The sequence below is a fragment of the Micromonospora sp. DH13 genome (assembly GCF_020873825.1).
Taxonomy (GTDB): Bacteria; Actinomycetota; Actinomycetes; order Mycobacteriales; family Micromonosporaceae; genus Micromonospora; species Micromonospora haikouensis.
Genome location: NZ_JAHWGR010000005.1, coordinates 117,843 through 141,509, shown reverse-complemented (window position 1 = coordinate 141,509; position 23,667 = coordinate 117,843). Strand labels below are relative to the sequence as shown.

Genomic DNA, 23,667 nt, shown 5'->3' with positions numbered 1-23,667 from the left:
CGCCCAACGCAGTGCTTGACAGGTCGAAGGTATACGTGTTCTATGGCGCATAGAACACGTATACCTGCTGGCGACTCCACAGCCGGCGGATGCGGCTTCGGCTGCACCGCTCGTGAATCTGCTGGACCGCCGTGGCACATGGCTTCACTTGAGAACTTCACAGAGGTCCGGGACGCAGGGAGATCCGTCTCCCCGATTGGGTCCCGATGCATGCGATCTAGGGGTGGCGAGCGGCGTTCGGCTGTTGACGTGTCCGGCCGCAAGACCTGTCCGCTTCAGGGGTTTGGCCCCTTGCTTGCCCAAACCGAGGGTCGCCCGGCGTGCCAGCACGGCACGCCCTGTTCTTCACTCCGGAGCGCGCCGACCTGGCCGCGCTTCGGCTACTCGTCCGACTGATTCGAGCTGGGGAGAGGTGAGCCGTCCATGTCCGTAAGCATCGCCGCCGCCGTGCGGATTACGACCAAGAGCAGCGCCGTGTGGCGCGACTGCGGCGGGTGCGGCTCCCTCGCCCCGCTGGCTCCCGACGAGCAGCACTGCCGGCCCTGCCGGCAGTCGCCGCGCTCTCGCCGTACCGGAAGGAACCGATCGAAGTGACCACCGACCACGACGCCGCCATGCTGGAGCCGACCTCCGCCGACCTGGCCGCGATCGAGCAGGAGTGGCCGTTGATCGCGGCCAACCTGGACCTGCTCGACGCCGAGATCGCGATGCTCTACGCCGCCGACGACGGCGGCCCCTCGCCGCTGGACTGGCGCAGGCTGCGCCGGGCTGAGGCCCGGGTGACCCGCGCCGCCGCCGAGGTGGCCGCCCGCCCCGCGCACGTCTGTCACGGTCACCTGCTGGTGGAGGTTGGCATGACCGGGTGCGGCTACGGCTGCAAGATCCTGCGCTGCCAGACGTGCGGGGCCGAGCAGGTGTCGCACCGGGCCATCTACGGCTGCCCTGCTGGCCAGAACGCGACCCCCCGGGTCGCCTGATGTCGCGGATGAGGGCCGCGTACTGGGATCCGGACGGCGACCGTTACGGCATCCCCACCTTCTGGTGGAGAGGTGCCCCGCCCGGCTACGCCACCCGCCGTCAACTCCGCGCCGCCGGCCTGCGCCCCGCCGGTCAGCCGGTCGCCGCCCAGGTCCTCTGGCGTGGCGTCGGCGGCACCCGCGCCGCGTACCTGTACCGGGTCGACCTGGCTCGGCCGAAGCGCACCGCCACCCCGGCCCAGCTCCGCGCCGTCCGCGCCGCCTTGACCGCGCGCCGTACCTGCCGCATCTGCGGCCATGAGCGGCCCTACTACATTCCGCGCTCGCTCGGTGAGTGCCTGACCTGCGCCGACCCGGCCACGTTCCCTGAGGAGGAAGCAGCATGACCGCCCCGACCATCAACGGCACCCGCTACCCACAGCCGGTAGAGACGCTGCTGCCGGCCGCCCGCGATCTGCCGCTGCCCGCCGGGCAGCAGTTCCCGTCGCGCAACCGGTTGATGCGTGAGTTCCGCATCGGCGCGGCAAAGGCTGACGACCTGCTCGCCCGCCTCAAGGCCGAGCACGCCGACCGTACCCGGGCCGAGACGCTGCGCACGATGATCGTGCGCGGCGCGCTGCTGACCCCCGCAACGCCCGCCGACGAACCCGCCGCGCCCCGGCTGGACTACCCGGAGCCGATCGGCCCGGACCCGGCCCCCGCCCCGATCGTGGCCGAGCAGACCGCGCTGGCCCCGCCGGCCCTGGCCGTCGCCGTGGACAGCGCGCCGGTCGAGCAGGTCGAGCAGGTCGTGGTGGTCAGTCACCCGGGTACGAAGATCAGCCCCGACCGGGGCGGCAAGCGGGTCCAGGGCCGGGGGTGGGCCTACGTCGGGGTGATCCTCGGTGGGGTGGTGTCGATCGCGGCGAACGTGGCGCACACCTACCTGCCGAAGCCGCCCGACGGCGCACCCGCCGGGTGGGCCCCGGACCCCGGGTGGTCCCCGTCGCCCCTGGCCGTGGCGCTGTCGGTGTTCTGGCCGGTGGCCCTGTTCGTCGCGGTGGAGATCCTGACCCGCATCCCCTGGGGCGAAGGATTCAGCTCCGTGGTCGCCCGCGTGGCCGGGGTGCTGCCGGTCGCGGTGGTCGCCGCCGTGGTGTCCTACCGGCACCTGTCCGGGCTGCTGGAGCACTTCGGCGAGGACCCGCTCACCATCGCCATCGGCCCCCTCGCCGTTGACGGCCTGATGGTCATGGCATCGGCCGCGCTGCTGGTCACGAACCGCCGTAGCCGCACCTGACCCCGCCCGGCGGCACAGCCTCACGGCCTGGAAACCAGTGCTGTGCCGCCGGTCCGGTCACCCAACCCCCATGTGAAGGGAGGGCACCTCTGATGGTGCCAGACACCACGTTCCTTACCGCCGAGGTGGCCACCGTGCGCGCCGAGCTGGTCCGCGTGGACGCGAAAGCCTCGACGTTGCTCACGCTCGCCGGCACCGCCCTCACCATCGGCCTGGCCGTGCTGGCCCGCGCCGACCTGCCCGTCCCCGCCCTCGCCACCGGGGCGGCAACCGTCGGGGTGATCGGTGTTGCCGTCGGGTTGCTGGCGTGCGCGGTGCGCCCGTCGCTCGGCGGCGGACACGGCCTGATCCGCTACGCGACCAGCGCGCCGGGGGACCTGATGACCGACGCCGCGCTGCCTCCGCTGAGCATGGCGTCCCTGCGAGCACACGAGCTGGTGTGGCTGTCCCGAACCACGGTGGCCAAGTACCGCCGGGTCCGCACCGCCGTCGACCTGCTGCTGTCCGGTCTGGCCGGCACCGCCGTCACCGCCGCCCTGGTCCTGCTGCTCGGCTGACCGGCGCTCAACCTCTACCCCCTTTGACGAGAGGAGGCACCGGTGATGGTGCCGAGAAGTGAGCAGGTTGACCGGCCGCGCGTGGCTGCGGCGGTCGGGTCAATGGATTCGCGGGCGGGGTTGGCCGTCGGATTGACGGTCGGCGGCCCGGTGGTGGTGTTCGCGACCGGGTTCGGGCTGGCGCGTGACGCGCAGGTCACCGGGTGGCTGTTGCTGGCCCTGCTGATCGCGGCCGGGGGTTACGGGATCGTGCGGTGGCTGCTGCGGGTCGGGGCGGGTCGCCGGTGAGTACCGACACGATCGAGGCCACCGACACGACCGAAGCCACGCCGCCCACCACCGACCCGGAGCCCGACCACGGTGGCGACGTCGGGGGCGATGGCCTGCCCCTGGCCGACGCCGACGCACCGGCCGATGAGCCGACCGCCGACGACACCGGGGATGACCCGCCGGACGATGACGGCCCGACCGGGTTCCCTGGTGGGGCGTTGCTGCTCTCTGCCGCTGACGTCCTGGCCGTGGGCGGTGGGGCGGTGTGGGCCGGCGCCGGTGGTGTCGGTGCGCTGCTGCTGGCCGCCGCCGCGACCGCCGCCGCCGGACTCGCCATGGCCGACCGGAAGGCCAAGCGGGACCGCGCACGCCGCGACGGCGCTGGCCGTACCGGGCAGTCGGCCCGCCCGTCTCGCCGGGCCACCGCCAATGGCGGTGCGGCCGGCGGTCGGGGTCGGAACAAGCCCGGTAGCGGAAAGGCCACCCCGGGCGGGTTGTTCGGCAAGAGCAAGGCCCCTGCCGGTGGCCTGTTCGGGCGCAAGCCGGGCGGCGGCAAGGGCTCCCCCGGCGGGGGCGGCAAGAACGCCGACAAACGCAAGGGGCGCAAGCCCGGCAAGGACGGCACCGGCACCCCCGGTGGCGGGCTGTTCGGGCGCAAACCGGGCGGCGGCAAGGGCTCCCCCGGCGGCAGCGGCAAGAACACCGACAAACGCAAGGGGCGTAAGCCGCACGGGCTGGGGCTGCGTCTCCCGCGTACCGGGTCGACGCCCCGGGGCAAGAACGGCCGGAAGCCGTCACCGAAGCCGGTCGCGGGCCCCGAGGATGCCGCCCGGCTGGCGGAGGAAGTCCGCAAAGCCAACCCCACCACCAACCCCGGCGCTGACAAGACCACCACGGACAAGCCTGCCGCCGGCAACGATGCCGCCGGCACCACCACGAACGGCACCGACCTGGCCGGATTGGTCGGGTCGTTGGAGATCACCGCTGGAGGTGGCGCAGCCATGGGTAACTTCCCTCTCCCCGGGGCCGCATCGGAGTTCCGGTCGGCCGCGAGCAGGTACACCCCCGATGACATGTACGAGTTCGGGGCGCATCTGGCGCAGATGCCCGCCGCGATGCTCGACATCGCCGAGGGCTTGAAGGCGATGGCGTTGCGCACCCACGCCGAGCGGCCCGTCGACCCCCGCGTGGTGGAAGCGCTCGCCGCGCTTTACCAGGTTCAGCGGGCCACGATCGCCGCCGCCGAGACGATCGCCCCGGTGTTCCGCAAGGTCCACGAACGCGACCTGGCCCGTAAGGAAGCCCCGCGCACCAACGAGCAGGAGTGGAACGTTTGATGACCACCACCGACACCAACCCGCAGATGGTGCCCCCGGCCGCCGTGCCGGGGGCCACCCCCACCAACCCGACCACCGCCCCCACCGCGGGGAAGCCGGCCCGGGGGCGGGCCATGTCGTGGGCCGCCTACGCCCTGTCCACCTGGCACTGGCGGCACCCCCACCCCGCGTGGGGAACGTTGAACGCCGCCGGGGCCACGCTCGGTGCGGCGAGCATCGCCGCTGCCGCGCAGGTGCCCGGCCCGTTCGCCGCGATCGGCGGGGCGCTCGGCGCGGCCGGCGCGGTCGCCGCCGGCATGGCCGACGACCTGCCCGGCCACCGGCTGCTGTGGCGCGGCTGCTGCTGGATGATGCCCGGCGCATGGGCGACCACTGCCCTGATGACGGATGCGGTGTGGTCGGGGTGGGCGGTCGGCACCCTCGCCGCCGGCACCGCCGGTTTCGGCACCGTCGCCACCGCTATCGGCCGCACCCGCCGCCGCCGCGCCGCCGCCGCCCAGCAGCACGCCGCCGCCATGGACGCCGCCGCGCGCCGCGACCGGGTCGCCGCCGTGTGGGAAGCCCGCATCGCCCGCGTCACCGACGTGAAGGTGCGGGTGCGCAACGTGCAGGGGTGGGCGACCCGCACCGGGTTCACCCTCGACGCCGACCTCCCAACAGGTGGGGCGACGTGGCGGGACATCGCCCGCCGCACCGAAGGATTGGCCGCCGACGCCCGGCTGCCGCACGGCTGCGAGGTCACCGTCGAACCCGGCGACAGCCGCGGCGCGGTGCTGCTGCACGTCTCCACCGTCAACGCCCTCGCTCAGGATCACTACCTGGACGACTACAGCCCCCTGTCGATCAACAACCCGCTCGCGATCGGGCCGCTGCGCAACGGTGAGCAGGCCGTGATCAACCTGCGTTACGCCTGCGGTGTGCTGGTCGGACAGACCGACTCGGGTAAGACCAACCAGTTGCAGACCATCAACACCCAACTCGTGCGCTGCGTGGACACCCTCGTGTGGCAGATCGACCTGGCCGGCGGCGGGCTGTCCCGACCGTGGGTCACCCCCTACGCCGAAGGCCGCGCGCCCCGCCCCGCCGTCGACTGGGTCGCCACCAGCATCGCCGAAGCGGAGATCATGGTCCGCGCCGCGATCGAGATCATCAACGGCCGTAAACCCGCGTACCAGCAGCGGATGCGGGCGGCGAACGACGACAAGATCCCGGTCGGCCCGGACCTGCCCGAAATCGTGATCGTGGTCGACGAGATCAAGACCGTGCCGCCGCACATCGTGAACATGCTCGCCCAGATCAGCGACACCGGCCGCGCCGCCGGAGTCCGCACCCTCTGCTGCGCCTTGCGCGCCACCGACGACTACCTGCCCATCGCCATCAAAGAGCAGGCCCGGATCCGCATCGGGATGCGGGTCACCGATGAGAAGGAACTGAACTACCTGTTCGGCTGGAAGTACAACATCGACGCCGAAGCCGCCCCCTACCAAGGCTGCGGGTTCCTGCTCGCCGGCAACCCCGGCGAAGCCGCGCCCATGCCGTTCAAGGGCTACCGCACCGACCCCAACCGCATCGACGCCGCCGCCGTCGCCGTCGCCCCCTGGCGACCCGACCTCGACGCCACCTCCGCCCAACTCGCCGCCAAGGTCGCGGTCAAGGGCACCCGCGCCTACGCCGACCGGTGGGCACGCACCATGCCCACCCTGTTCACCGACCCCATCACCATCACCCCGCCCACGCCCGCGACCACCCCGACCACGCCGCCGCCCGCCCCGACCACCGGCACCACCCCGGCGGCCGGTGGTGCGGGGGCGGATATTGCGCACCTGTTCGACCCGATCCCCGGCGACACCCTCGACGCCGCCCTCGACCGGTTCAAGACCATCGCCGCCCGCAACGTCAACGCACTCGGCATCGACATGACCACCGCCCTCCACCACCTCAACCCCGTGCCGGAACTACTCACCCGCGCGCTGGAAGCCACCGACGCCAACGGCGGACGCATCCACACCGCCGACCTGGCGGCCCGCCTCGACATGGACCCCGCCGAACTCGGCACCGAGTTGGGACGGCTCCTGCGCGACGTGGATGTGGAACGGCACAACGCCACCGGCCGCATTCGGATCGGAGAGTCGTCCAAGCCTGGATACCTCGCCGCGACTCTGCGTGAGGCGGTTGACGCCTACCGGGGCGGCATACAGCGGGCCGCCTGACCTCCCACAACCCGGCGTGGGAGTCACACGTTAGCGCCTCCCACAACTGTGGGAGTCACACAGCTCGTGCCACCCCCAGATACAGCCGCTGACCTGCACGTGTCAGGCGTGTGACTCCCACACCCAACAGGGGGGTTCCGGCCCGAAAACCGGCCCGGAACCCCCCGTGTCCCGATCGCCTCCCACGCCTCACACACGGCACCCGCCGGGCACCCTCCCGGCGCGGTCCCGCACACCCGCACACGACTACCCACAGTCAACGCCGAGGAAGGTCATCACCGATGACCGATCACCTACCGCACTCCCCAGCCGACGCCCTCCGCACCGCCGCCGACTACCTGCGCCGGCACGGCTGGCACCCCGGCCCCGGCCTCTACGACCCGCACCACGGCTGCACCCACGGCGGTTGTCGGGTGGTCCGCTCCGGCATGTACCCCGCCAGCGTCTACGGCGCGATCCGCGCCGCCCTGCTCGGCCGACCGCGCTGGTTCGCCATCACCGACCCCACCACCGCCGAGATGTACACCGCCGCCGTCGACCACCTAACCCGACACCTGCGCACCCGCACGGTTGTCGACCTGCACGCGGCCATCCTGCCCTGGGAACGCGCAGCGGGCCGCACCCGGCAGCAGGTCATGACCGTGCTCCTGTCCGCCGCCGGCACCGCACCCGCCACCCCGGCCCCGGTCGCACGGCTGGCCCCGGTCATCCCGCTGGACGCCCGCCGGCCGAGTAGCCGGCCGCGCCGCATCGCCTAGCCCCGAAGTGCCTGATCGGCGCGCTTCGCGCGCTCACCGCTAGGTGGCCAGCGTCCATGCGGCGCTGGCCACCTGGCCCGCCTGCGCCAGGAAGGAGACACCTCATGTCCGACCTGCTCGCCGCCGCTCTCGACTATGCCGCCCGGGGCTGGCCGGTGTTCATGCTCGCCCGGTCGAAACGACCCGTCGCCAACTGCCCGCCCTGCACCGATCCTGGCCCCGACCACGACCGCGACGCCTGCCCGTGTCTGACCTGCCACGGCTTCTACGCTGCCACCACCGACCCTGACCGGGTCGCCGCGATCGTGGCCGCCGTCCCCGCAGGGCAGCTCGCCCTGCGCACCGGTGCCCCGTCAGGGACCGTCGTGGCCGATGTCGACCCCGCCCATGGTGGCCGCGACACCATGAACGCGCTGATCGGCCGAGGGTTGCTGCCGCCGACCGCGTACGTGGTGACCGGCTCCGGTGGCCTGCACCTGTACTACCAGCACCCCGGCGACCCGGTGCCGTGTAGCCAGGGCAAACCCGGCCAGGGGCTAGGGCCCGGTGTCGACGTGAAGGCCGATGGCGGATACGTGGTGCTGCCCCCGAGCGTGCATCCACGCACGGGCCGCCCGTACCAGTGGGCGCCAGGCAGGGTGATGGAGGAGATGCCCCCCGCGCTGGTTGATGTCTGCCGACCGGCCCCGCCAGCACCACCGCCCACCACCCCGCACTGCCCGACCAGCATCCGCGCGGCGGGAGGCATCTCCTTCCCCGACCGGCTTTTGGCCGCGCACCTGCACGCGATCGCCACCGCCGCCGAGGGAACCCGCCGCACCACCCTCTACGGGGCGGCACGGGGTGTGGCCCGGATGGTCGCCGCTGACGCGATCAGCCGCGACGACGCCATAGCCGCCCTCACCACCGCCGGCCGCGCCGCCGAGCAAACCGACCGCGACATCCGCGCCGCCATCCGAGGTGGCTTCCACGCCGAAGGACTCGCCGCATGAACCCACCCACGAGCACCACTGGCCAGCCCGAAGACGGCGCGGCGATCCTCGACCAGGTACACGCCTGCCTCACCAAGTACGTGATCCTCCCCAGCCCCGAAGCGGTCGACGCCGTCGCGCTGTGGATCGCCGCGACCCACGCCCAAGCCGCGTGGGCGCACGCGCCCCGATTGGTCATCCGGGCGCCGGAGAAGCGGTGCGGGAAGTCGCGTCTTCTCGACGTGGTCGAGGGCACCTGCCACGACCCGCTCATCACCGTCAACGCCAGCCCCGCCGCCGTCTACCGGGCCATCGGCACCGGCCAACCTCCGACCCTGCTGGTGGATGAGGCAGACACGTTGTTCGGGGGGAAGAACGCCGACGCGAACGAGGATCTACGCGGGCTGCTCAACGCCGGTCACCAGCGCAACCGGCCCGCGATCCGCTGGGACAACAACACCCAAAGCCTGGAGAAGATCCCCACCTTCGCCATGGCCGCCCTCGCCGGCATCGGCGCGATGCCCGACACCATCGAAGACCGCGCCGTCGTCATCCGCATGCGCCGCCGCGCACCGGGAGAGACCGTTGCCCCGTACCGGCACCGCCGCGACGGCCCCGCCCTCCGCACCGTCGCCCAACACCTGGCCGGATGGCTCCGCGCGAACCTCGCCATCCTCGAAGCCGCGGAACCGCCCATGCCGGTAGAGGACCGGGCCGCTGACACCTGGGAACCCCTCGTGGCGGTCGCCGACCTGGCCGGGGACACCTGGCCTGCCCGCGCCCGCCAGGCCATCACCGTCCTGACCGCCGAAGCCGACGACGCCGGCAACGTCTCCCAACGGGTCCGGCTCCTGGCCGACGTCCGTACCGCGTTCGCCACCCTCGGCGATCCGCCCGCCGCGCCCAGCGCCGACCTGCTCGCCGCTCTCAACGGCGACCCCGAGGCACCCTGGGCCGACAGCGGCCCCAACGGGCTGACCGGCAAGAGGCTCGGCGACCTGCTCCGCGAGTTCGACATCCGCTCCGACACGATCCGCTTCCCCGTGGGGCAGGCCAAGGGCTACACCCGCGACGCCTTCACCGACGCTTGGCAGCGCTACTGCCCTCAACCCGAAACCCCCTCCACCGGGGTATCCGTACCATCCGTACCAACCTCGTTTCCGCAGGTCATCCCCGGTACGGATAACCCCGCTGGTACGGATCGATCCGTACCACGACGCACCCTCACCGCCGCCCCTGGTACGCATTAATCCGTACCAGGAATCAATCCGTACCGCCCCTGAGCAGGCAAAACGAGCTTGGTACGGATGGTACGGATACCCCCGGCCAAGCTGACCCACCAGAACGGCCCGCTGAGAAACCCTCGGCCGCACCGGCCCACCCGCACACCGGGCAACACCGGATCGCGGCCCAACGACGCTCTCAGCGGGCCGCTCTGCGCCCATCTACGCGGATATCTCACGCTTTCCAGGCCCGACGGCAACCGCCGACCGAAAGGCGCTCTGCATGCGAATCAGGCTGCACGGCACACCCGCTGAAACAGCCGCCGCCCTCAACGCCCTCGCCCATGTCCTCACCGTCAACCGCATCAGCCAGCCCTACCCCGACCGGCACCCCTCCACCCGGCACCGCATCTACCTCGACGCCACCCCGAGGAAGGACAGCCGCCCGTGACCACCCGCCCGAAGCGCACCACCCCCACCGGCAACCTGCTCACCCTCGCCGAAGTCCTGGACGAACTCCGCGTACCTCGGTCGACCTTCTTCAAGTGGAAGGCCACCGGCCGCGCGCCCCGAACCATCAAGTACCCCAACGGCAGCCTCTACGTCCGCCGCCGCGACCTGGACAACTGGCTCAACGATCACGAGGAGGCCGCTTGAGCAGCTATGACGTGCGCATTCACGCGATCCTGACCAACACCCTCGCCGGCAAGAAGAAGTCCTACACCGTTCGATGGAGGGTCGCCGGCAAGTCGTTCCGGAAGACGTACGCCACCGGGGCGCTCGCCGAGAGCTTCCGGTCGAAGCTGGTCGTTGCCCAGCGCGAGGGAACGGCTTTCGACGAGAAGAGCGGGCTGCCGGAGCCGATGGCCCGGGAACTGAACGCCCGGAACTGGTATGACCTGGCTGTCGCGTTCGTCGACATGAAGTGGCCGCGTGCTGCCGCGACGCAGCGCAAGAGCATTGCCGACGCGCTCACCACGGCCACGCTCGCCCTGCTCGCCACGTCGCGCGGCGCACCGGATGACGCCGAGATTCGGCACGCCCTCTACACCTGGACCTTCAACAAGTTGCAGCGCGACCGCGACAACGGCCTGCCACCGGAGCAGATCGCGCCGGTCGTTCGCTGGCTCGCCGCGAACACGCTCCCGCTGTCGGACGTAGCGAACCCCGCCACCACCCGAAAGGCGCTCGACGCGCTCACGGTCCGGATCGACGGCGGCCCCGCCGCCGCGAACACCGTGGCGAGGAAACGGGCCGTGCTCTACAGCGCCTTGAAGTACGCCGTCGAGCTCCGCTATCTCGACGCTCACCCGATGGACTTCATCCAGTGGCGAGCGCCGAAGAACACCGACCAGGTCGACCGGAAGGTGGTCGTGAATCCCGAACAGGCCCGCTCCCTGCTCTCGGCGGTGCGGAACCGCGATCCGCACCTGGAAGGGTTCTTCGCCTGCATGTACTTCGCCGCGCTCCGCCCCTCCGAGGTGATCCACCTGCGCGCCGACGAATGCGAGCTACCCGAAACCGGGTGGGGGTGGCTTCACCTCAGCGGGTCGACTCAGCAGGTGGGCGAGGATTGGAGCGACGGCGGCACGTCGCTGGAGGACCGGGAACTCAAGCACCGGGCGAAGAAGGCGACCCGCGACGTGCCGGCCTGCCCCGAGTTGGTTCGCATCCTGCGGCACCACCTGCGGGAGCACTGCCGCAACGCCAACGGCCGGATGTTCAACGCCGCCGGTGCCAGGGTCGCCCCGGTGTCGAAGAGCACCTACCTGCGCGCCTGGAGGCAGGCCCGAGAGGCAGCGTTGACGCCCGCGCAGCAGCGGTCACCGCTGGCGCACCGGCCGTACGACCTGCGGCACGCCGCCGTGTCGCTCTGGCTCAACGCCGGGGTGCCCGCTACCCAGGTCGCGCAGTGGGCCGGGCACAGCGTCCATGTCCTGTTGAAGGTCTACGCCTCGTGTATCGACGGCCAGGATGCAGCGGCCCGGAAGCGGATCGAGGGAGCGTTGGGCACCGAGGCAGCCGGGTAGCGCCGACACGAATACGACACGACCAGCGAGACGCGACGGCCCCCGGCGGGACGAAGTGAGACTCCCTCACGAATGACGAAACGGCCCCTGGCTGGCGTCCGCGCTGGTCAGGGGCCGTTTCTGCTGTCCAGAGAGCGGAGGGTGTGGGATTCGAACCCACGAAGACATCGCTGCCTTACCGGTTTTCAAGACCAGCGCCATCGGCCACTAGGCGAACCCTCCCGGCACGTGCCCCGCAGGGCACGACCGTTGCCTAGTCTGCCAGAAGCCGGCCAACCCGCGACTCACCGTCCCACCGGCACCGAGCGTCGACGGACCGGGACAGCCCGGACGTGGAGGGCGCGCCGGATCGGGTATGACTGGGCCATGCGCGCGATCACGATCCCGGAGCCCGGTGGACCCGACGCACTCGTCTGGGCGGAGGTGCCCGACCCCGAGCCCGGCCCCGGCGAGGTGATCGTCGACGTGCGGGCCAGCGCGGTCAACCGGGCCGACCTGCTGCAACGGCAGGGGCACTACCCTCCCCCGCCGGGCGCGCCCACGTACCCCGGGTTGGAATGCTCGGGGGTGGTCAGCGCGATCGGTCCCGACGTGGCCGGGTGGGAGGTGGGCCGGGAGGTCTGCGCGCTGCTGGCCGGCGGCGGGTACGCCGAGCGGGTGGCCGTGCCCGCCGGGCAGTTGCTGCCGGTGCCGGACGGCGTCGACCTGGTCGACGCGGCGGCGCTGCCCGAGGTGGCGTGCACGGTCTGGTCGAACGTCGTGCGGCTCGCCGGGCTGGCGCGGGGCGAGACACTGCTGGTGCACGGCGGGGGCAGCGGGATCGGCACGTTCGCCGTGCAGCTCGGCGCGGCGCTCGGTGCGACGGTGGTGGTGACCGCCCGTCCGGCCAAGCACGAGCGGCTGCTCGGGCTGGGCGCGGCGCACGCGATCGACTACCGGGAGCAGGACTTCGTCGAGGAGGTCCGCCGGGTCACCGGCGGCCGGGGCGCGGACGTGATCCTCGACATCATGGGCGCGTCCTACCTGGCCCGGAACGTGGCGGCGCTGGCCACCGGCGGCCGGCTGGTGGTGATCGGGATGCAGGGCGGCCGGAAGGCGGAGCTGGACCTGGGGGCGCTGCTGGCCAAGCGGGCGTCGGTGGCGGCCACCGCGCTGCGCTCCCGGCCGCTGGCGGAGAAGGCGGAGATCGTGGCGGGCGTACGCGAGCAGGTGTGGCCGCTGGTCGCCGCCGGGATGGTCCGCCCGGTCGTCGACCGGCGGCTGCCGATGGCCGAGGCCGCCGAGGCGCACCGCCTGGTCGAGTCCAACGCCCACGTGGGGAAGGTGCTGCTGACCGTCCAGTAGTGCCTTCTCGTGCCCGACGGGCCGCTGCGCCTCCGGGCGCGGTGCCCGGGCACCCCGACGACGCTCGGGCTCGCCATGGTCACCGCTGGTGTCCATTCGCCCACCCGGCGATCAGTGTCCCTGGTGACGACGCCTCGGGGTCGCGGTGAACGCGTTCCGGTAGTCGGTGGGAGTCACGCCGGCCCTGATGGTGAAGTGGCGGCGCAGGTTCGCCGCCGTGCCCATGCCACTGCGCTCACTGATCCGCTCGATCGACAGCTCGGTCGTCTCCAGCAGGGTCTGTGCGTGAGACAGCCGCTGGTCGAGCAGCCACTTCAGCGGCGTCATCCCGGTGGCCGCCTGGAACCGCCGGAAAAAGGCGCGGGTGCTCATCCCCGCCTGCTGGGCCAGGTCACCGACCGTCAACGGCTGGTCGAGATTGGCAGCCGCCCAGTCCATCACCACGCCGAGGCTGTCGTCGTCGGTGACCGCCACGGAGAGGCCCACGACCTGTGCCTGACCACCGATCCGGTGGGCGGAGACCACCATCCGGCGGGCCACCTGATTGGCCACCCGCACGCCGAGGTCACGGCGCACGAGGTGCAGGCAGAGATCCAGCCCAGCGGTCATTCCGGCGCTCGTCAGCACGTTGCCCTCATCGACGTAGAGCACCGAGTCGTCCACGTGCACCTTGGGGTACCGCTTCGCCAGATCGGCGGTCTGCGACCAGTGGGCGGTGGCCCGCCGGCCATCCAGCAGCCCCGCCTCGGCGAGCGCGAACGCGCCGGTGCACAGGGAGACCATGCGCGCGCCCGCGTCGGCAGCCCGACGCAGTGCGTCGATGAAGTCATCCGCCAGAGGCTCACCACGGGAGATGACGGCGTCCGGCACCGAGGGGACGATCACGGTGTCGGCCTCGACGAGGTCGTCGAGCCCATGATTCGCACGCACGGAGAAGCCCCGCGCCTCCGCGGCGGGAGACTGCGAAACCGCACACAAACGCAGGTCGTACCAGGGGTCGGCGAGATCGGGATGAGGATCACCGAAGACGGCGTAGGCGATGGCCGTCTCGTACACCTCGCACACCTGCATGTCAGTGTCGTTGATCACCGCAATCGCGACGGAGCCAGGACCCATGGACGCCAGTCTACGGCAGGATATTTTCGAACTCTGTCACTCCTGCCACTGTCGACACCCATCCAGCGATGCCACCATTCAGACATACGCGAGTCCGTAGTCGCGACACCTACAGCAGAGCAATTAACGGGAGTGGATGATGTCTGATCCAAATGCCGATCGACCTCCGGTCACTGTCGTCGGCCTCGGGCTGATGGGCCAGGCGTTGGCCGCCGCATTCCTCAAGGGAGGCCACCCCACCACGGTTTGGAACCGGTCGCCGGAAAAAGCGGAGCGACTCGTCGCCGACGGCGCAGTGCTCGCCGACACACTGGAAAGCGCGGTGACCGCCAGCCCCTTGGTGATCGTCTGCGTCTCGGACTACGACGCGGTCCACGAGCTGATCCGCCCCGTGGAGTCCGCGCTCGCCGGCCGGGTCCTGGTCAACCTGACGACTGCCACCTCGACGCAGGCTCGCGAGACCGCCGAGTGGGCCGCGCAGCGGAACATCCCGTACCTCGACGGTGCGATCATGGCCATCCCCCCGGTCATCGGCACCGACGGCGCCGTTCTGCTCTACAGCGGCCACAAGTCGGCCTTCGAGGCACACGAGTCGACGCTCAAGGCCATCGCCCCGGCGGCCACGACCTACCTGGAAGAGGACCACGGCCTCTCCTCCCTCTACGACATGGCGCTGCTGGGCATCATGTGGGGCATCCTGAACGGATTCCTGCACGGTGCCGCCCTGCTCGGGACGGCGAAGGTGAAGGCTGAGACCTTCGCGCCGCTGGCGAACACCATGATCAGCGCCATCACGGAATACGTGACCGCCTACGCCCCCCAGGTCGACGAGGGTAGGTACGAGGCGACGGATGCCACGATGACCGTCCACCAGGCGGCGATGGAGCACCTCGCCGAGGAGAGCGAGCACCTCGGCATTCACTCCGAACTGCCGCGGTTCTTCAAGACACTGGCGGACCGGGCGGTGGCCGACGGCCACGCCGAGAACAGCTACGCAGCCATGATCGAGCTATTCCGTAAGCCCACGGCCTGACCTCGATCGACGCACAATCGCACACGAAAAGCGGCGCGCCCGAACAGGAGAATTCCTGCGCGGGCAAAGCCGTCTGAGAAAGCCCGGCCGGGCCCACGACAGTCAAGGGATGTCGGTCCCGAAATCGCAGTTCGCGGCACCCGATTCCGGAGAGCCCAAGCGCTGAAATCCGATCGCGGGGTCGCCGTGCAATTCCTCAGTTCCGCGACGTACGAGCGGATCCCCGTTCGCCGCCGGCACCCCTCGGCTCTTCCGGTGCGCAGGAGGCTCCTCGCGAACAGATGCAGGAGAGGAGAACCGATCAGGTCGCGGAGACGCTAGACGGCGGCCGGGGCGACGCAGTCGCCGCACGCGGACGCAGGGTCAGGAGCGGGCGTGCAGTCGACGCAGGCGTCGTCGGGGCTGGCGGGGCCGGCAGAGCGGGGGAGCATGAGGCGGGCGCCGGGGCCCTCGCCGGACAGCTTGTCGTCGGGGTTGTAGAGGACGCAGCGCTGCAACGAAAGACAGCCGCAGCCGATGCAGCCGTCGAGGTCGTCACGGAGTTTGGTCATCAGGCGGATCTTCTCGCTGAGCCGGGCCCGCCAGGCGGCGGAGAGTTCGGCCCAGTCGGCCGCTGTGGGCGTGCGGGAGGCGGGCAGGGAGTCCAGCGCCTCGCGGATCTCCTCCAGCGAGACGCCGACCTGCTGGGAAACGCGGATGAACGCGACCCGGCGCAGCTCGGTGCGGGCGTAGCGGCGCTGGTTGCCGCCGGTGCGGTCGGCCCGGATGAGGCCGAGGCGCTCGTAGTAGCGCAGCGCCGAGGGTGCGACCCCGCTGCGCGCGGCGAGCTGGCCGATGGTCAGGGATTCCTGCATCACGTCGCCTTGAATTGAAGTGGACTTCAACTCGACCAGGCTAACGGCACGGCCCGCATGACCGCCAGCACGGCGGAGCCGTCGGAATCAGTGCTGCGAGGCGCCCGCGGGGCGGCGGCGGGTGCGCTCCCGGCCGAGGATCCAGATCGCCTCGACGCCGTCCTTCCAGGTGATCTTCTTGCCCTCCTCGCGGCCACGCGCGCGGTAGCTGATCGGCACCTCGTACGGGCGGATGCGCCGGCGCAGCAGCTTGCCGGTCACCTCCGCCTCCATGCCGAAGCCCCGCGAGCGGATGTCGAGGGAACGGTAGAGCGCCACCGGCATCAGCTTGAAGCAGGTCTCCAGGTCGCCGATGTACGAGTTGAACAGGACGTTGGCCGCCATGGTGACGCCCTTGTTGCCCATCACATACCAGAAGCTGTAGGCGCTGTGGCTGCCGAAGGTGCGATTGCCGTAGACCACCGTGGCGCGGCCGTCGAGCACCGGGTCGAGCAGCTTGGGGATGTCCTGCGGGTCGTACTCCAGGTCGGCGTCGAGGATGACCATGTATTCGCCCTCGGCGTTGTCGACCGCTGTCTTGATGGCCGCGCCCTTGCCGGCGTTACGCTGGTGGGTGATCACCCGCAGTCGCGCGTCGTCGGCGCGGCCGAGGACCTCCCCGGTGCCGTCGCGGCTGCCGTCGTCGACCACGACCAGCTCGATCTCGCACGGATAGTCGACCGCCAGTGCCTGCTTGAGGGCATCCGCGATGCGTTCTTCCTCGTTGTAGACCGGCATGAGGATCGAGAGCTTCACGGGAATCTCCACGCTAACGGCGACACGTCCGGCCTAGCCTAGCTTGGCAGCTCAGCGCGGCGGGGTGCAGCACCGCCGGGCGTCGGGCTCGGCGCGTTCAGCCGGATGGTGTTTACTTCGCGCCATGTCGGCAGCCGGCTCCCTGCTCGTGGCGGCCCCGCTCGTCGCCGTCCTGTCCCTCGCCGTGGCGCTGCGCCCCGCCCGGCCGGACACCGTCGCCCCGCTGCGCCTCGCCGTGGTCCGGGCCGCGGTGGTCACCGGCGCGTTCGCGGTGCTGACCGTGGAGCTGCTCGGCGCGTTGCGCCTGCTGACCCTGCCCGCGTTCGCGGTCGCGTGGCTGATCTTCGTCGCCGCCACCGTGACGGCGGCGGGCTGGCGACGCCGCCGCACCGCCGCACCAACCGGGTCCGGCGCCGCCCGGAGCCTGGCCGCCGTCCGGGCCCGGCTGGCGGACCGGTGGCGTACGGCCGGGCGGGGCGAGCGCCTGCTCGCCGGCACGGTCGGCGGGCTCGTCCTGGTGGAGCTGCTGATCGCGCTGCTCGCCGAGCCGAACAACTTCGACTCGCAGACGTACCACCTGCCGAAGGTGGAGCACTGGGTGGCCCAGGGCAGCCTGGAGTTCTGGCCCACCGCGATCCACCGGCAGGTGACGATCCCGCCCGGTGCGGAGTACCTGCTGCTGCACCTGCGCCTGTTCACCGGCGGCGACGCGCTGCACAACCTGGTCCAGTGGGCCGCCGGGGTGGGCTGCCTACTGGCCGTCGCCCGGATCGCGGCGCAGCTCGGCGGGGGACGGCGGGCCCAGCTCCTCACCGCGTTCGTGCTGGGCACCACGCCCATGGTGGCGCTGCAGGCGACCAGCACCCAGACCGACCTGGTCTGCGCCGCCTGGGTGGCCTGCGTGGCGACCCTCGCCCTGGACGGGCTGCGCCGCCGGGCCGGGGTCGGCACGCTGCTGCTGCTCGGCGCGGCGACGGGACTGACCGCGGTGACGAAGACCAGCGGCCTGATCGGCGTCGGCCCGCTGCTGCTGCTCTGGGGGATCGGCCAGCTCCGGCTGGCGTACCTCGGCGGGATCGTGCGGGGTGCGGACCGCGACCGGCGGGCCGGGGCCAGGGTCGACGGACCGGCCCGGCCGGCCCTGGTCGGCGCGGGTCGCGTCGGTCTGCCGACCGGCGGGGCCGACGAGGTGGCCCCGATCGGCTCGGACGACGTCGCCCGGCCGGGGGCGGGCGGCGGCGCCCCGGAGCCGCCAGGGTCCCGCGCGGGCGGCGTGGCCCGGACGGTGGCCGGCTCGGTGCTGGTGGTGCTGGTGGCCCTGCTGGTGGTCGGCCCGTTCCTGGCCCGCGTGCAGGCGGAGTTCGGGCACCCGTTGGGGCCGCCGCGGCTGCGCGAGTCCATCCCGATGGAACGGCACGACCCGCCGTCGGTACTGGTCAACGCCCTGCGGATCGGACACACCGCGCTGGACACGCCGCTCGCGCCGGTGCGGGCGGGCACCGCCGAGGCGATCATGGCCGGGGCGCGGGCGATCGGCGTGGACCCGCAGGACCGGGCCATCACCTTCGGCCGGGAGACCTTCCCGGTGCCGTCCTGGTATCCCGACGAGGACCGGGTGGCGTTCCCGCTGGCCGGCGCGCTGGCGCTGGTCGGCGCGGCGCTGGCGCTGGCCCGGCCGGCCCGGGTCAGCCCGACGGCAGCCGGTGCCCTGCGCGGGTACGCGATCGTGGTGGTGACGGCCGTCGCGCTGCACACCGCGATGATCAAGTGGCAGCCGTGGGGGAACCGGCTCCTGCTGTACGCCCTGGTCCTGGCGGCCCCGCTCGCCGGGCTCTGGCTGGACTCGCTCTTCCGCCGCCGGCTGGCGTCGGAGTCGGAGTCCGCGAGCGGCTTCTCCTCCGCCTCGGGCCGCCGGCGGTCGGTGGCGGTCGGGCTGGCGGTCGCGATGCTGGCCGGGTCCGCGCTGGCCGGCGTGCTCGCCCTGTCGTACGGCTTCCCGCGCCGGCTGGTCGGGGCCGGCTCCGTCTTCACCACCTCGGAGTGGGACACCCGCTTCCTGCGGCGGCCGCAGTGGGCCGACGAGTTCCGGGCGGCGGCCGACGCGGTCCGGGCCAGCGGTGCGCGGCGGATCGGGCTGGTGCAGCAGAACGACAACTGGGAGTACCCGTGGTGGCTCCTGCTGCGCGACGCCGACGGCCGGCCGCCCGAGCTGGTGGCGCTCCAGTCGGTGCTGCCGGACCGGCCGCCGGCCGACCCCGCCTCGACGGACGCGATCGTCTGCACGGGCACCCGGAAGGTCTGCGCCGACCTGGTGCCCACCGGCTGGACGCTGACCTGGCGGGGCTACGTCGGGTACGCCCTGCCGCCTACTTGAGCAGGACGAGCCGGGCCTTGGCGGCGTCGCCGTCCTTCGCGCCGGCCACGCCGACCGTCGCGCCGACCCGCACCGCCTCCGGCTGGATCGTCTTGCGCCGCTCGACCACCCGCAGGTCGTCGCCGAAGGTCCACGTCATCGTGAACCCGTCGGTGGACTTGACGGTCATCGAGTCCCCGTCGATCGCGGTGACCTCGCCGCGCTGCACGGCGACGGTCCTCGTGCCGCCGTCCTTCGTGCCCACCACGACCTCGCCGTGCAGGGTGTTCTTCTTCCGCAGCAGCACCCGCGCCTGCCGGCGCTTGCGCCACTCCTGCGCCCGCTCGCCCCGCTTCTCCTTCGCGTCGGGCTCGCCGCTGGCCGGCGCGGGCGCGCCCGGCTGTGTCGAGTCCGAGCCGGCCGGGGCCGGGGCGGCCACCAGGTCGAGGTCGCCCGGGTCGAAGCCCAGCGCGGTGAGCGCCTGTCCCTCCGCGCCCAGCGCGGCGGACACGTCGACCGCGACCTCCTTGGAGGCGTCCTGCGCCACCTGCGCCGGCCCGCAGCCGGTGACGCCCAGGGCGACCGCCGCGAGCAGCGAGGTGGCGGCGACCGCGAATCCGTGACGTGCCATGGGTATCCCTCTCGTCGGTGAGGGTCCCAGCGTCCCGCCCCGGTGCTCAGGGGGCGTCAGCGCGATGTTCGGGTCAGGTAAGGGTCGGCCGGCAGCCGCACGGTGAACGCCGCGCCGCCCTCGGCGGCGTGACCGGCGGAGATCTCCCCGCCCAGCCGGCGGACCAGCCCGGCGGCGAGCGCCAGCCCGAGGCCGCTGCCGACCTTGCGTACCCCCCGGTAACGCGCGTGCAGCGCACCCCGGTCGAACGCCACCGCCAGGTCGTCGTCGGTGAAGCCGGGGCCGCCGTCGCGCACCTCCAGGATCCCACCGGCCGCCGGGTCGGCTCCGGCGGGCCGGGCCGCGAGCACCACCGGCGCACCCGGGGGTACGACCCGCAGCGCGTTCTCCAGCAGCCCGTCGACCACCTGCCGGATGCGCCCCGGATCGGTGTACGCGGGCACCACGCCGTCGGGGATCTCCATGCGGAACGTCACCCCCACCGCCGCGCAGCGGTCGGCCCAGGTGTGTTCCGCGTCGGCGGCCAGCCGGGCCAGGTCGACCGGCACCGGTTCGAGGGGGAAGTCGGCGGCCTCCAGCCGGGCCAACGCGAGCAGGTCGCGGACCAGCCGGTCCAGGTGCTCGGCCTCGGCCAGCATCGTGCGCCCGGTGCGCGGCGTGTCGTCCGCGTCGATCACCCCGTCGGCCAGCGCCTCGGCGTACCCGCGGATGGCGGTGAGCGGGGTGCGCAGCTCGTGGGAGACGGAGAGCAGGAACTCCCGCTGCCGGTCCTCGCTGGTGGCCAGCGCGGCGGCAAGCCCGTTCAGGGCCAGGGCCAGCTCGGCGACCTCGTCGGGTGGCTCGACGGGCACCCGTACGGCCCGGTCACCGGCGCTGAGCCGGGCGGCGGCGGTCGCGGCGACGCGGATCGGGCGGGCCAGCCGGCGGGCCAGCAGCATCCCGGCCGCCAGGCCGGCGGCCAGCCCGGCGAGCAGCGGCAGCCAGAGGCCCCGGACGACCCGCCCCCACAGGCCGGGCGTGGCGGGCCGGGTCAGCACCACGCCGTCCCCGCCGGCCAGCGGCCGCCCCTCGACCAGGGCGCGCTCGCCGGAGACCAGCCGCCGGCCGGAGACGGTGTTGCCGGCGGCGACCCGGTTGACGACCTGCCGGGGCAGGCCGGCGTGGTCCACCGTGCCGGCGCGGATCACGTACACGGAGATGTCCTGCTCCTGGAGCTGGCGGATCAACCGTTCGCCCGCCGCGTCCCGCTGCCTCGGGGCCCGCACGCGCAGCACGTCGGCGGCGAGCCGCGCCTGCGCCGCGAGCGCCTCCTGGTCGCGTCGCTCCTGCCCGCGCACCGCCAACGGGACCGCGACAAGCGCGGTGACCAGCACCGAGACGAGGGCGACCGCGCAGGTGACGAGCACCGCGCGGGCCGTGAGCGTACGCCCGGGGCGACGCCGGCGCGGGCCGGCCGGGCGCGGGCCGATCACCGGCAGCGCGACGGTGGGCTGGGCCGGCACGGACTCCCCCGGCGTCGCCGGTCGGTCAGCCATCGGCGGCGTACCCGACGCCCCGGTGCGTGCGGATCACCCCGGCCGCCCCGCCCAGCTTGGCCCGGACCTGCGCCACGTGCACGTCGACGGTGCGGGTGCCGGAGTGGGCCGCGTAGCCCCAGACGCCGGCCAGCAGCTCCTCGCGGGTGAAGACCCGGCCGGGGCGGGCCATCAGGTGCGCGAGCAGGTCGAACTCGGTCGAGGTGAGCTGCACCGGCTCGCCGGACACGGTCACCGTGCGGCGGGTCGGGTCGAGGGTGACCGGGCCGACCGTCCGGGGCCGCTCGACGCCCTCCGGCACGCCCGCCGTGCGGCGCAGCACCGCCCGGACCCGGGCCACCAGCTCGCGCGGGCTGAACGGCTTCGTCACGTAGTCGTCCGCGCCCAGCTCCAGACCGATGATGCGGTCCACCTCGTCGTCGCGCGCGGTGAGGAAGAGCACCGGCGTCCAGTCGCCGGCCTCGCGCAGCCGCCGGCAGATCTCGGTGCCGGCGAGCCCGGGCAGGGCGATGTCCAGGACACAGGCGACCGGGCGCAGCCGGCGGGCGGCGGACAGCCCCGCCGCGCCGTCGCGTTCCAGGTGGACGCCGAAACCGTCCCGCGTCAGGTAAAGCCGAACCAGCTCGGCGATCGCCGGCTCGTCCTCGACGACGAGGACCAGCCCGCGCTGCGGTGCGTCGACGGTCACCGGACCATGATTGCCGACCACCGCCCGACGGAGGGCGTCAGGACATGTTCGGATCAGGTAAGGGCCCGATCAGTGCACCACGACGGGCCGGAACGCGGCCCCCCGGGCGGCGGTCGGCGCGTCGCCGATGGCGGCCACCACCCGCTCCCGCGAGCTGCGCAGCCGGGTGCTGAACGCGTGGTGCAGCAGCGCGTCGAGCTGCCACACCTGCCTCGGGTGCTGGACGCGGATGACGAACCGTTCCCGCACGCCGTCGATGGCCGTGGCGGCCAGCTCGACCGCCGGCTGACGCGGGTCGGCGCTCCAGGTGACGTCGCTCAGCTCGCCCAGCTCGGCGTTGAGGTGCAGGCGGAGCCGGTGCAGCACCCGGGTCTGCCGGGTGACCACGAGCCGGCGGTGGGTGAGCAGCAGCAGGTATTCGCCGGCCGCCCGGTCGGGTCGGCCGCACCGGGCGACCAGGACGCTGGCGTCACCGGCGCCGACGCAGCGGCGGAAGACCGGCACGTGCCGGCTGACGGCCTGCACGGCCAGCCCGGTCTCGGCGGCGGCCGGAAGGAACGTGCGGGAGAAGACGTCCATGACGTGACCAACGAGCCCGCCCCGCGCCTGATATGGGCAACCGCCAATCTACGGAACTTCCACGCGCGGGGTGGACGACTGTCAGAGGCGGTCGGGTTCGAACAGCTCGGCGAGCCAGCCGGGGACCGCCTCGGCGTACTCGGCGCGGGCCGGGTCCGGCGTGCTCAGCGCGCGCCGCCAGGACAGCGCCCGGCTGACCTTGGTCACCGTGACCGCCAGGGCGGCCGCCTCCCGCAGGTCGGCCCGGTCGTGCCGGTCGGTCCACGGTTCGAGGTACGCGTCGCGCAGCCGCAGCAGCACCGGGTCGCCGTCGGGCAGCTCGAAGGAGTGCGCCACGGAGTTCAGGGTCACCAGCAGCGTGCCGAACGGGTGGGCGACGGAGGCGTCCCCCCAGTCGAAGAAGCGGTGGTCGGCGGCGAACACGTTGCCGTCGTGCAGGTCGTCGTGCTGCACGCTGGCGGGCACCCCGGACGCGGCCAGCCGGCGGCAGCGGTCGGCGTACTCAGGAAGGAACGCCCGCAGCCGCGCCGACATCTCGGGGGTGAGGCCGCCCTGCGCGCCGAGGAGCAGGGCGTCGGGGTCGTCGAGCAGCCCGGCGAGGAGGGCGGGCAGCGCCTCGGGGCGGTGGTCCGGCACCCCGAGGGCCAGCAGCTCGCCGACCCGGGGCGCGACGGCGCGCTGGAACGCCGCGTACCGGGGGAGGACACGTTCCCAGACGGCCGGGTCGCGGTGCCGGGCGAGCGCGTCGCGCAGGGTCTCGCCGCCGTCGGGCAGCAGCGACCACCCCAGGTCGGCGTCGACCGCCACCGGGTCGGGCACCCGGCCGGGGGCGATCCGGGCCAGCGCGCCGAGCAGCCCGGCCTCGAAGCGGGTGCCGGCATTGTTGGCCTTGAACCAGTACGGGCCGGCGTCGGTGGGCACCCGCCACACCAGCGACCAGGGCCGGAGGCGGGGTTCCACCGGCCCGGTGACCCGACGGCCGACCCGGTCGAGCTGCCCGGCGACCCAGTCGTGGGCGCGGGCCTGCCAGCGCGGGTCGGCCCAGTCGGTGGACGGCGGCGGGGCGTCGGCGGGCGGGGTCAGCGCGTCGGCGGGGGGCGTCGGTGCGTTGGTCACGGTGGGCAGGG

Annotated in this window: 24 protein-coding genes, 1 tRNA gene and 1 pseudogene; 16 read left to right on the top strand and 10 right to left on the bottom strand. The window is 72.9% G+C overall.

The window, feature by feature from the left end:
• The first annotated feature begins 590 nt into the window (after positions 1 to 590).
• The 7 genes from LPA42_RS06900 to LPA42_RS06870 all read left to right on the top strand — a co-directional run bounded on the left by LPA42_RS06900 (position 591) and on the right by LPA42_RS06870 (position 6,630).
• Positions 591 to 977: a DUF6284 family protein gene (locus LPA42_RS06900; RefSeq protein ID WP_228986424.1), complete on the top strand. Its 387-nt coding sequence runs from the start codon at positions 591 to 593 to the stop codon at positions 975 to 977.
• On the top strand, positions 977 to 1,363 hold the full coding sequence (locus LPA42_RS06895) for an RRQRL motif-containing zinc-binding protein (protein WP_077935205.1): 387 nt from the start codon (positions 977 to 979) through the stop codon (positions 1,361 to 1,363). The genes LPA42_RS06900 and LPA42_RS06895 overlap by 1 nt, the downstream gene beginning before the upstream one ends.
• Entirely contained in the window at positions 1,360 to 2,256 is an 897-nt protein-coding gene (locus LPA42_RS06890) for a DUF2637 domain-containing protein (protein ID WP_228986423.1), read from the top strand. The genes LPA42_RS06895 and LPA42_RS06890 overlap by 4 nt, the downstream gene beginning before the upstream one ends.
• A 92-nt stretch (positions 2,257 to 2,348) precedes the next feature.
• Complete coding sequence (locus tag LPA42_RS06885) at positions 2,349 to 2,813, top strand: Pycsar system effector family protein (protein ID WP_077935206.1); 465 nt, start codon at positions 2,349 to 2,351, stop codon at positions 2,811 to 2,813.
• A gap of 45 nt (positions 2,814 to 2,858) precedes the next feature.
• The gene (locus LPA42_RS06880) at positions 2,859 to 3,101 is read left to right on the top strand and encodes a hypothetical protein (protein WP_228986445.1); all 243 of its coding nucleotides are present in this window, start codon (positions 2,859 to 2,861) and stop codon (positions 3,099 to 3,101) included.
• Positions 3,098 to 4,420, top strand: a complete 1,323-nt coding sequence (locus tag LPA42_RS06875) for a hypothetical protein (RefSeq protein ID WP_228986422.1) — start codon at positions 3,098 to 3,100, stop codon at positions 4,418 to 4,420. Before LPA42_RS06880 ends, LPA42_RS06875 begins: the two co-directional genes overlap by 4 nt.
• A complete protein-coding gene (locus tag LPA42_RS06870; protein ID WP_077935208.1) occupies positions 4,420 to 6,630 on the top strand; it encodes a hypothetical protein in 2,211 nt (736 codons plus the stop codon). The genes LPA42_RS06875 and LPA42_RS06870 overlap by 1 nt, the downstream gene beginning before the upstream one ends.
• Positions 6,631 to 6,653: 23 nt before the next feature.
• On the opposite strand, the gene LPA42_RS34720 is transcribed toward LPA42_RS06870, so the two are convergent.
• Positions 6,654 to 6,866 carry a peptidase inhibitor family I36 protein gene (locus LPA42_RS34720; protein ID WP_368859506.1) on the bottom strand — a complete coding sequence of 71 codons (213 nt, stop codon included), beginning with the start codon at positions 6,864 to 6,866 and terminating at the stop codon, positions 6,654 to 6,656.
• 45 nt (positions 6,867 to 6,911) lie between these two features.
• On the opposite strand from LPA42_RS34720, the gene LPA42_RS06865 reads away from it, so the two are divergent.
• The 6 genes from LPA42_RS06865 to LPA42_RS06840 all read left to right on the top strand — a co-directional run bounded on the left by LPA42_RS06865 (position 6,912) and on the right by LPA42_RS06840 (position 11,612).
• Positions 6,912 to 7,388: a hypothetical protein gene (locus tag LPA42_RS06865; RefSeq protein ID WP_077935209.1), complete on the top strand. Its 477-nt coding sequence runs from the start codon at positions 6,912 to 6,914 to the stop codon at positions 7,386 to 7,388.
• A 104-nt stretch (positions 7,389 to 7,492) separates the two neighbouring features.
• Positions 7,493 to 8,380 (top strand): bifunctional DNA primase/polymerase, encoded by an 888-nt coding sequence (locus tag LPA42_RS06860; protein WP_077935210.1) that lies wholly within the window; start codon positions 7,493 to 7,495, stop codon positions 8,378 to 8,380.
• The gene (locus LPA42_RS06855) at positions 8,377 to 9,609 is read left to right on the top strand and encodes a DUF3631 domain-containing protein (RefSeq protein WP_077935211.1); all 1,233 of its coding nucleotides are present in this window, start codon (positions 8,377 to 8,379) and stop codon (positions 9,607 to 9,609) included. Before LPA42_RS06860 ends, LPA42_RS06855 begins: the two co-directional genes overlap by 4 nt.
• Positions 9,610 to 9,865: 256 nt before the next feature.
• The gene (locus LPA42_RS06850) at positions 9,866 to 10,033 is read left to right on the top strand and encodes a hypothetical protein (protein WP_198956386.1); all 168 of its coding nucleotides are present in this window, start codon (positions 9,866 to 9,868) and stop codon (positions 10,031 to 10,033) included.
• Positions 10,030 to 10,239 carry an AlpA family transcriptional regulator gene (locus LPA42_RS06845; protein WP_077935212.1) on the top strand — a complete coding sequence of 70 codons (210 nt, stop codon included), beginning with the start codon at positions 10,030 to 10,032 and terminating at the stop codon, positions 10,237 to 10,239. The genes LPA42_RS06850 and LPA42_RS06845 overlap by 4 nt, the downstream gene beginning before the upstream one ends.
• Positions 10,236 to 11,612, top strand: a complete 1,377-nt coding sequence (locus tag LPA42_RS06840) for a tyrosine-type recombinase/integrase (RefSeq protein WP_096761536.1) — start codon at positions 10,236 to 10,238, stop codon at positions 11,610 to 11,612. Before LPA42_RS06845 ends, LPA42_RS06840 begins: the two co-directional genes overlap by 4 nt.
• 135 nt (positions 11,613 to 11,747) lie before the next feature.
• On the opposite strand, the gene LPA42_RS06835 is transcribed toward LPA42_RS06840, so the two are convergent.
• Positions 11,748 to 11,834: transfer RNA gene (locus LPA42_RS06835), tRNA-Ser, on the bottom strand.
• Positions 11,835 to 11,978: 144 nt separating this feature from the next.
• On the opposite strand from LPA42_RS06835, the gene LPA42_RS06830 reads away from it, so the two are divergent.
• Entirely contained in the window at positions 11,979 to 12,956 is a 978-nt protein-coding gene (locus tag LPA42_RS06830) for an NAD(P)H-quinone oxidoreductase (protein WP_077935213.1), read from the top strand.
• Positions 12,957 to 13,067: 111 nt separating this feature from the next.
• On the opposite strand, the gene LPA42_RS06825 is transcribed toward LPA42_RS06830, so the two are convergent.
• A complete protein-coding gene (locus tag LPA42_RS06825; RefSeq protein ID WP_077935214.1) occupies positions 13,068 to 14,072 on the bottom strand; it encodes a helix-turn-helix domain-containing protein in 1,005 nt (334 codons plus the stop codon).
• A 139-nt stretch (positions 14,073 to 14,211) separates the two neighbouring features.
• Between LPA42_RS06825 and LPA42_RS06820 the strand changes: the two genes are divergently transcribed.
• On the top strand, positions 14,212 to 15,105 hold the full coding sequence (locus LPA42_RS06820; RefSeq protein ID WP_096761538.1) for an NAD(P)-dependent oxidoreductase: 894 nt from the start codon (positions 14,212 to 14,214) through the stop codon (positions 15,103 to 15,105).
• A 419-nt stretch (positions 15,106 to 15,524) separates the two neighbouring features.
• Here LPA42_RS06820 and soxR read toward each other — a convergent pair.
• Positions 15,525 to 15,959 (bottom strand): annotated as a pseudogene (gene soxR / locus LPA42_RS06815) (redox-sensitive transcriptional activator SoxR); the annotation flags it as partial.
• Positions 15,960 to 16,046: 87 nt separating this feature from the next.
• Positions 16,047 to 16,754 (bottom strand): glycosyltransferase family 2 protein, encoded by a 708-nt coding sequence (locus LPA42_RS06810; RefSeq protein WP_043960844.1) that lies wholly within the window; start codon positions 16,752 to 16,754, stop codon positions 16,047 to 16,049.
• A gap of 124 nt (positions 16,755 to 16,878) precedes the next feature.
• On the opposite strand from LPA42_RS06810, the gene LPA42_RS06805 reads away from it, so the two are divergent.
• Positions 16,879 to 19,128 (top strand): hypothetical protein, encoded by a 2,250-nt coding sequence (locus LPA42_RS06805; protein WP_077935216.1) that lies wholly within the window; start codon positions 16,879 to 16,881, stop codon positions 19,126 to 19,128.
• Here the strand turns inward: LPA42_RS06805 and LPA42_RS06800 are convergent.
• The 5 genes from LPA42_RS06800 to LPA42_RS06780 form a co-directional block, all read right to left on the bottom strand.
• Positions 19,121 to 19,738: a hypothetical protein gene (locus LPA42_RS06800; protein WP_077935217.1), complete on the bottom strand. Its 618-nt coding sequence runs from the start codon at positions 19,736 to 19,738 to the stop codon at positions 19,121 to 19,123. The two genes, LPA42_RS06805 and LPA42_RS06800, sit on opposite strands and share 8 nt — an antisense overlap.
• Positions 19,739 to 19,794: 56 nt before the next feature.
• Complete coding sequence (locus LPA42_RS06795; RefSeq protein ID WP_077935218.1) at positions 19,795 to 21,273, bottom strand: sensor histidine kinase KdpD; 1,479 nt, start codon at positions 21,271 to 21,273, stop codon at positions 19,795 to 19,797.
• Positions 21,266 to 21,961, bottom strand: coding sequence for a response regulator transcription factor (locus tag LPA42_RS06790; RefSeq protein ID WP_043960848.1), 696 nt, complete (start codon positions 21,959 to 21,961; stop codon positions 21,266 to 21,268). The genes LPA42_RS06795 and LPA42_RS06790 overlap by 8 nt, the downstream gene beginning before the upstream one ends.
• A gap of 69 nt (positions 21,962 to 22,030) precedes the next feature.
• Positions 22,031 to 22,540, bottom strand: a complete 510-nt coding sequence (locus LPA42_RS06785; protein ID WP_043960849.1) for a hypothetical protein — start codon at positions 22,538 to 22,540, stop codon at positions 22,031 to 22,033.
• A gap of 81 nt (positions 22,541 to 22,621) precedes the next feature.
• Entirely contained in the window at positions 22,622 to 23,656 is a 1,035-nt protein-coding gene (locus LPA42_RS06780; protein ID WP_228986421.1) for a phosphotransferase, read from the bottom strand.
• Positions 23,657 to 23,667: the final 11 nt, after the last annotated feature.

Excerpts from the sequence above, each read along its gene's own strand:
- LPA42_RS06860 (WP_077935210.1), top strand. The coding sequence starts at position 7,493 with ATGTCCGACCTGCTCGCCGCCGCTCTCGACTATGCCGCCCGGGGCTGG.
- LPA42_RS06885 (WP_077935206.1), top strand. The coding sequence starts at position 2,349 with ATGGTGCCAGACACCACGTTCCTTACCGCCGAGGTGGCCACCGTGCGC.
- LPA42_RS06890 (WP_228986423.1), top strand. The coding sequence starts at position 1,360 with ATGACCGCCCCGACCATCAACGGCACCCGCTACCCACAGCCGGTAGAG.
- LPA42_RS06825 (WP_077935214.1), bottom strand. The coding sequence starts at position 14,072 with ATGGGTCCTGGCTCCGTCGCGATTGCGGTGATCAACGACACTGACATG.
- LPA42_RS06805 (WP_077935216.1), top strand. The coding sequence starts at position 16,879 with ATGTCGGCAGCCGGCTCCCTGCTCGTGGCGGCCCCGCTCGTCGCCGTC.
- LPA42_RS06830 (WP_077935213.1), top strand. The coding sequence starts at position 11,979 with ATGCGCGCGATCACGATCCCGGAGCCCGGTGGACCCGACGCACTCGTC.
- LPA42_RS06865 (WP_077935209.1), top strand. The coding sequence starts at position 6,912 with ATGACCGATCACCTACCGCACTCCCCAGCCGACGCCCTCCGCACCGCC.
- LPA42_RS06880 (WP_228986445.1), top strand. The coding sequence starts at position 2,859 with ATGGTGCCGAGAAGTGAGCAGGTTGACCGGCCGCGCGTGGCTGCGGCG.
- LPA42_RS06855 (WP_077935211.1), top strand. The coding sequence starts at position 8,377 with ATGAACCCACCCACGAGCACCACTGGCCAGCCCGAAGACGGCGCGGCG.
- LPA42_RS06820 (WP_096761538.1), top strand. The coding sequence starts at position 14,212 with ATGTCTGATCCAAATGCCGATCGACCTCCGGTCACTGTCGTCGGCCTC.
- LPA42_RS06870 (WP_077935208.1), top strand. The coding sequence starts at position 4,420 with ATGACCACCACCGACACCAACCCGCAGATGGTGCCCCCGGCCGCCGTG.
- LPA42_RS06795 (WP_077935218.1), bottom strand. The coding sequence starts at position 21,273 with ATGGCTGACCGACCGGCGACGCCGGGGGAGTCCGTGCCGGCCCAGCCC.
- LPA42_RS06895 (WP_077935205.1), top strand. The coding sequence starts at position 977 with ATGTCGCGGATGAGGGCCGCGTACTGGGATCCGGACGGCGACCGTTAC.
- LPA42_RS06850 (WP_198956386.1), top strand. The coding sequence starts at position 9,866 with ATGCGAATCAGGCTGCACGGCACACCCGCTGAAACAGCCGCCGCCCTC.
- LPA42_RS06785 (WP_043960849.1), bottom strand. The coding sequence starts at position 22,540 with ATGGACGTCTTCTCCCGCACGTTCCTTCCGGCCGCCGCCGAGACCGGG.
- LPA42_RS06800 (WP_077935217.1), bottom strand. The coding sequence starts at position 19,738 with ATGGCACGTCACGGATTCGCGGTCGCCGCCACCTCGCTGCTCGCGGCG.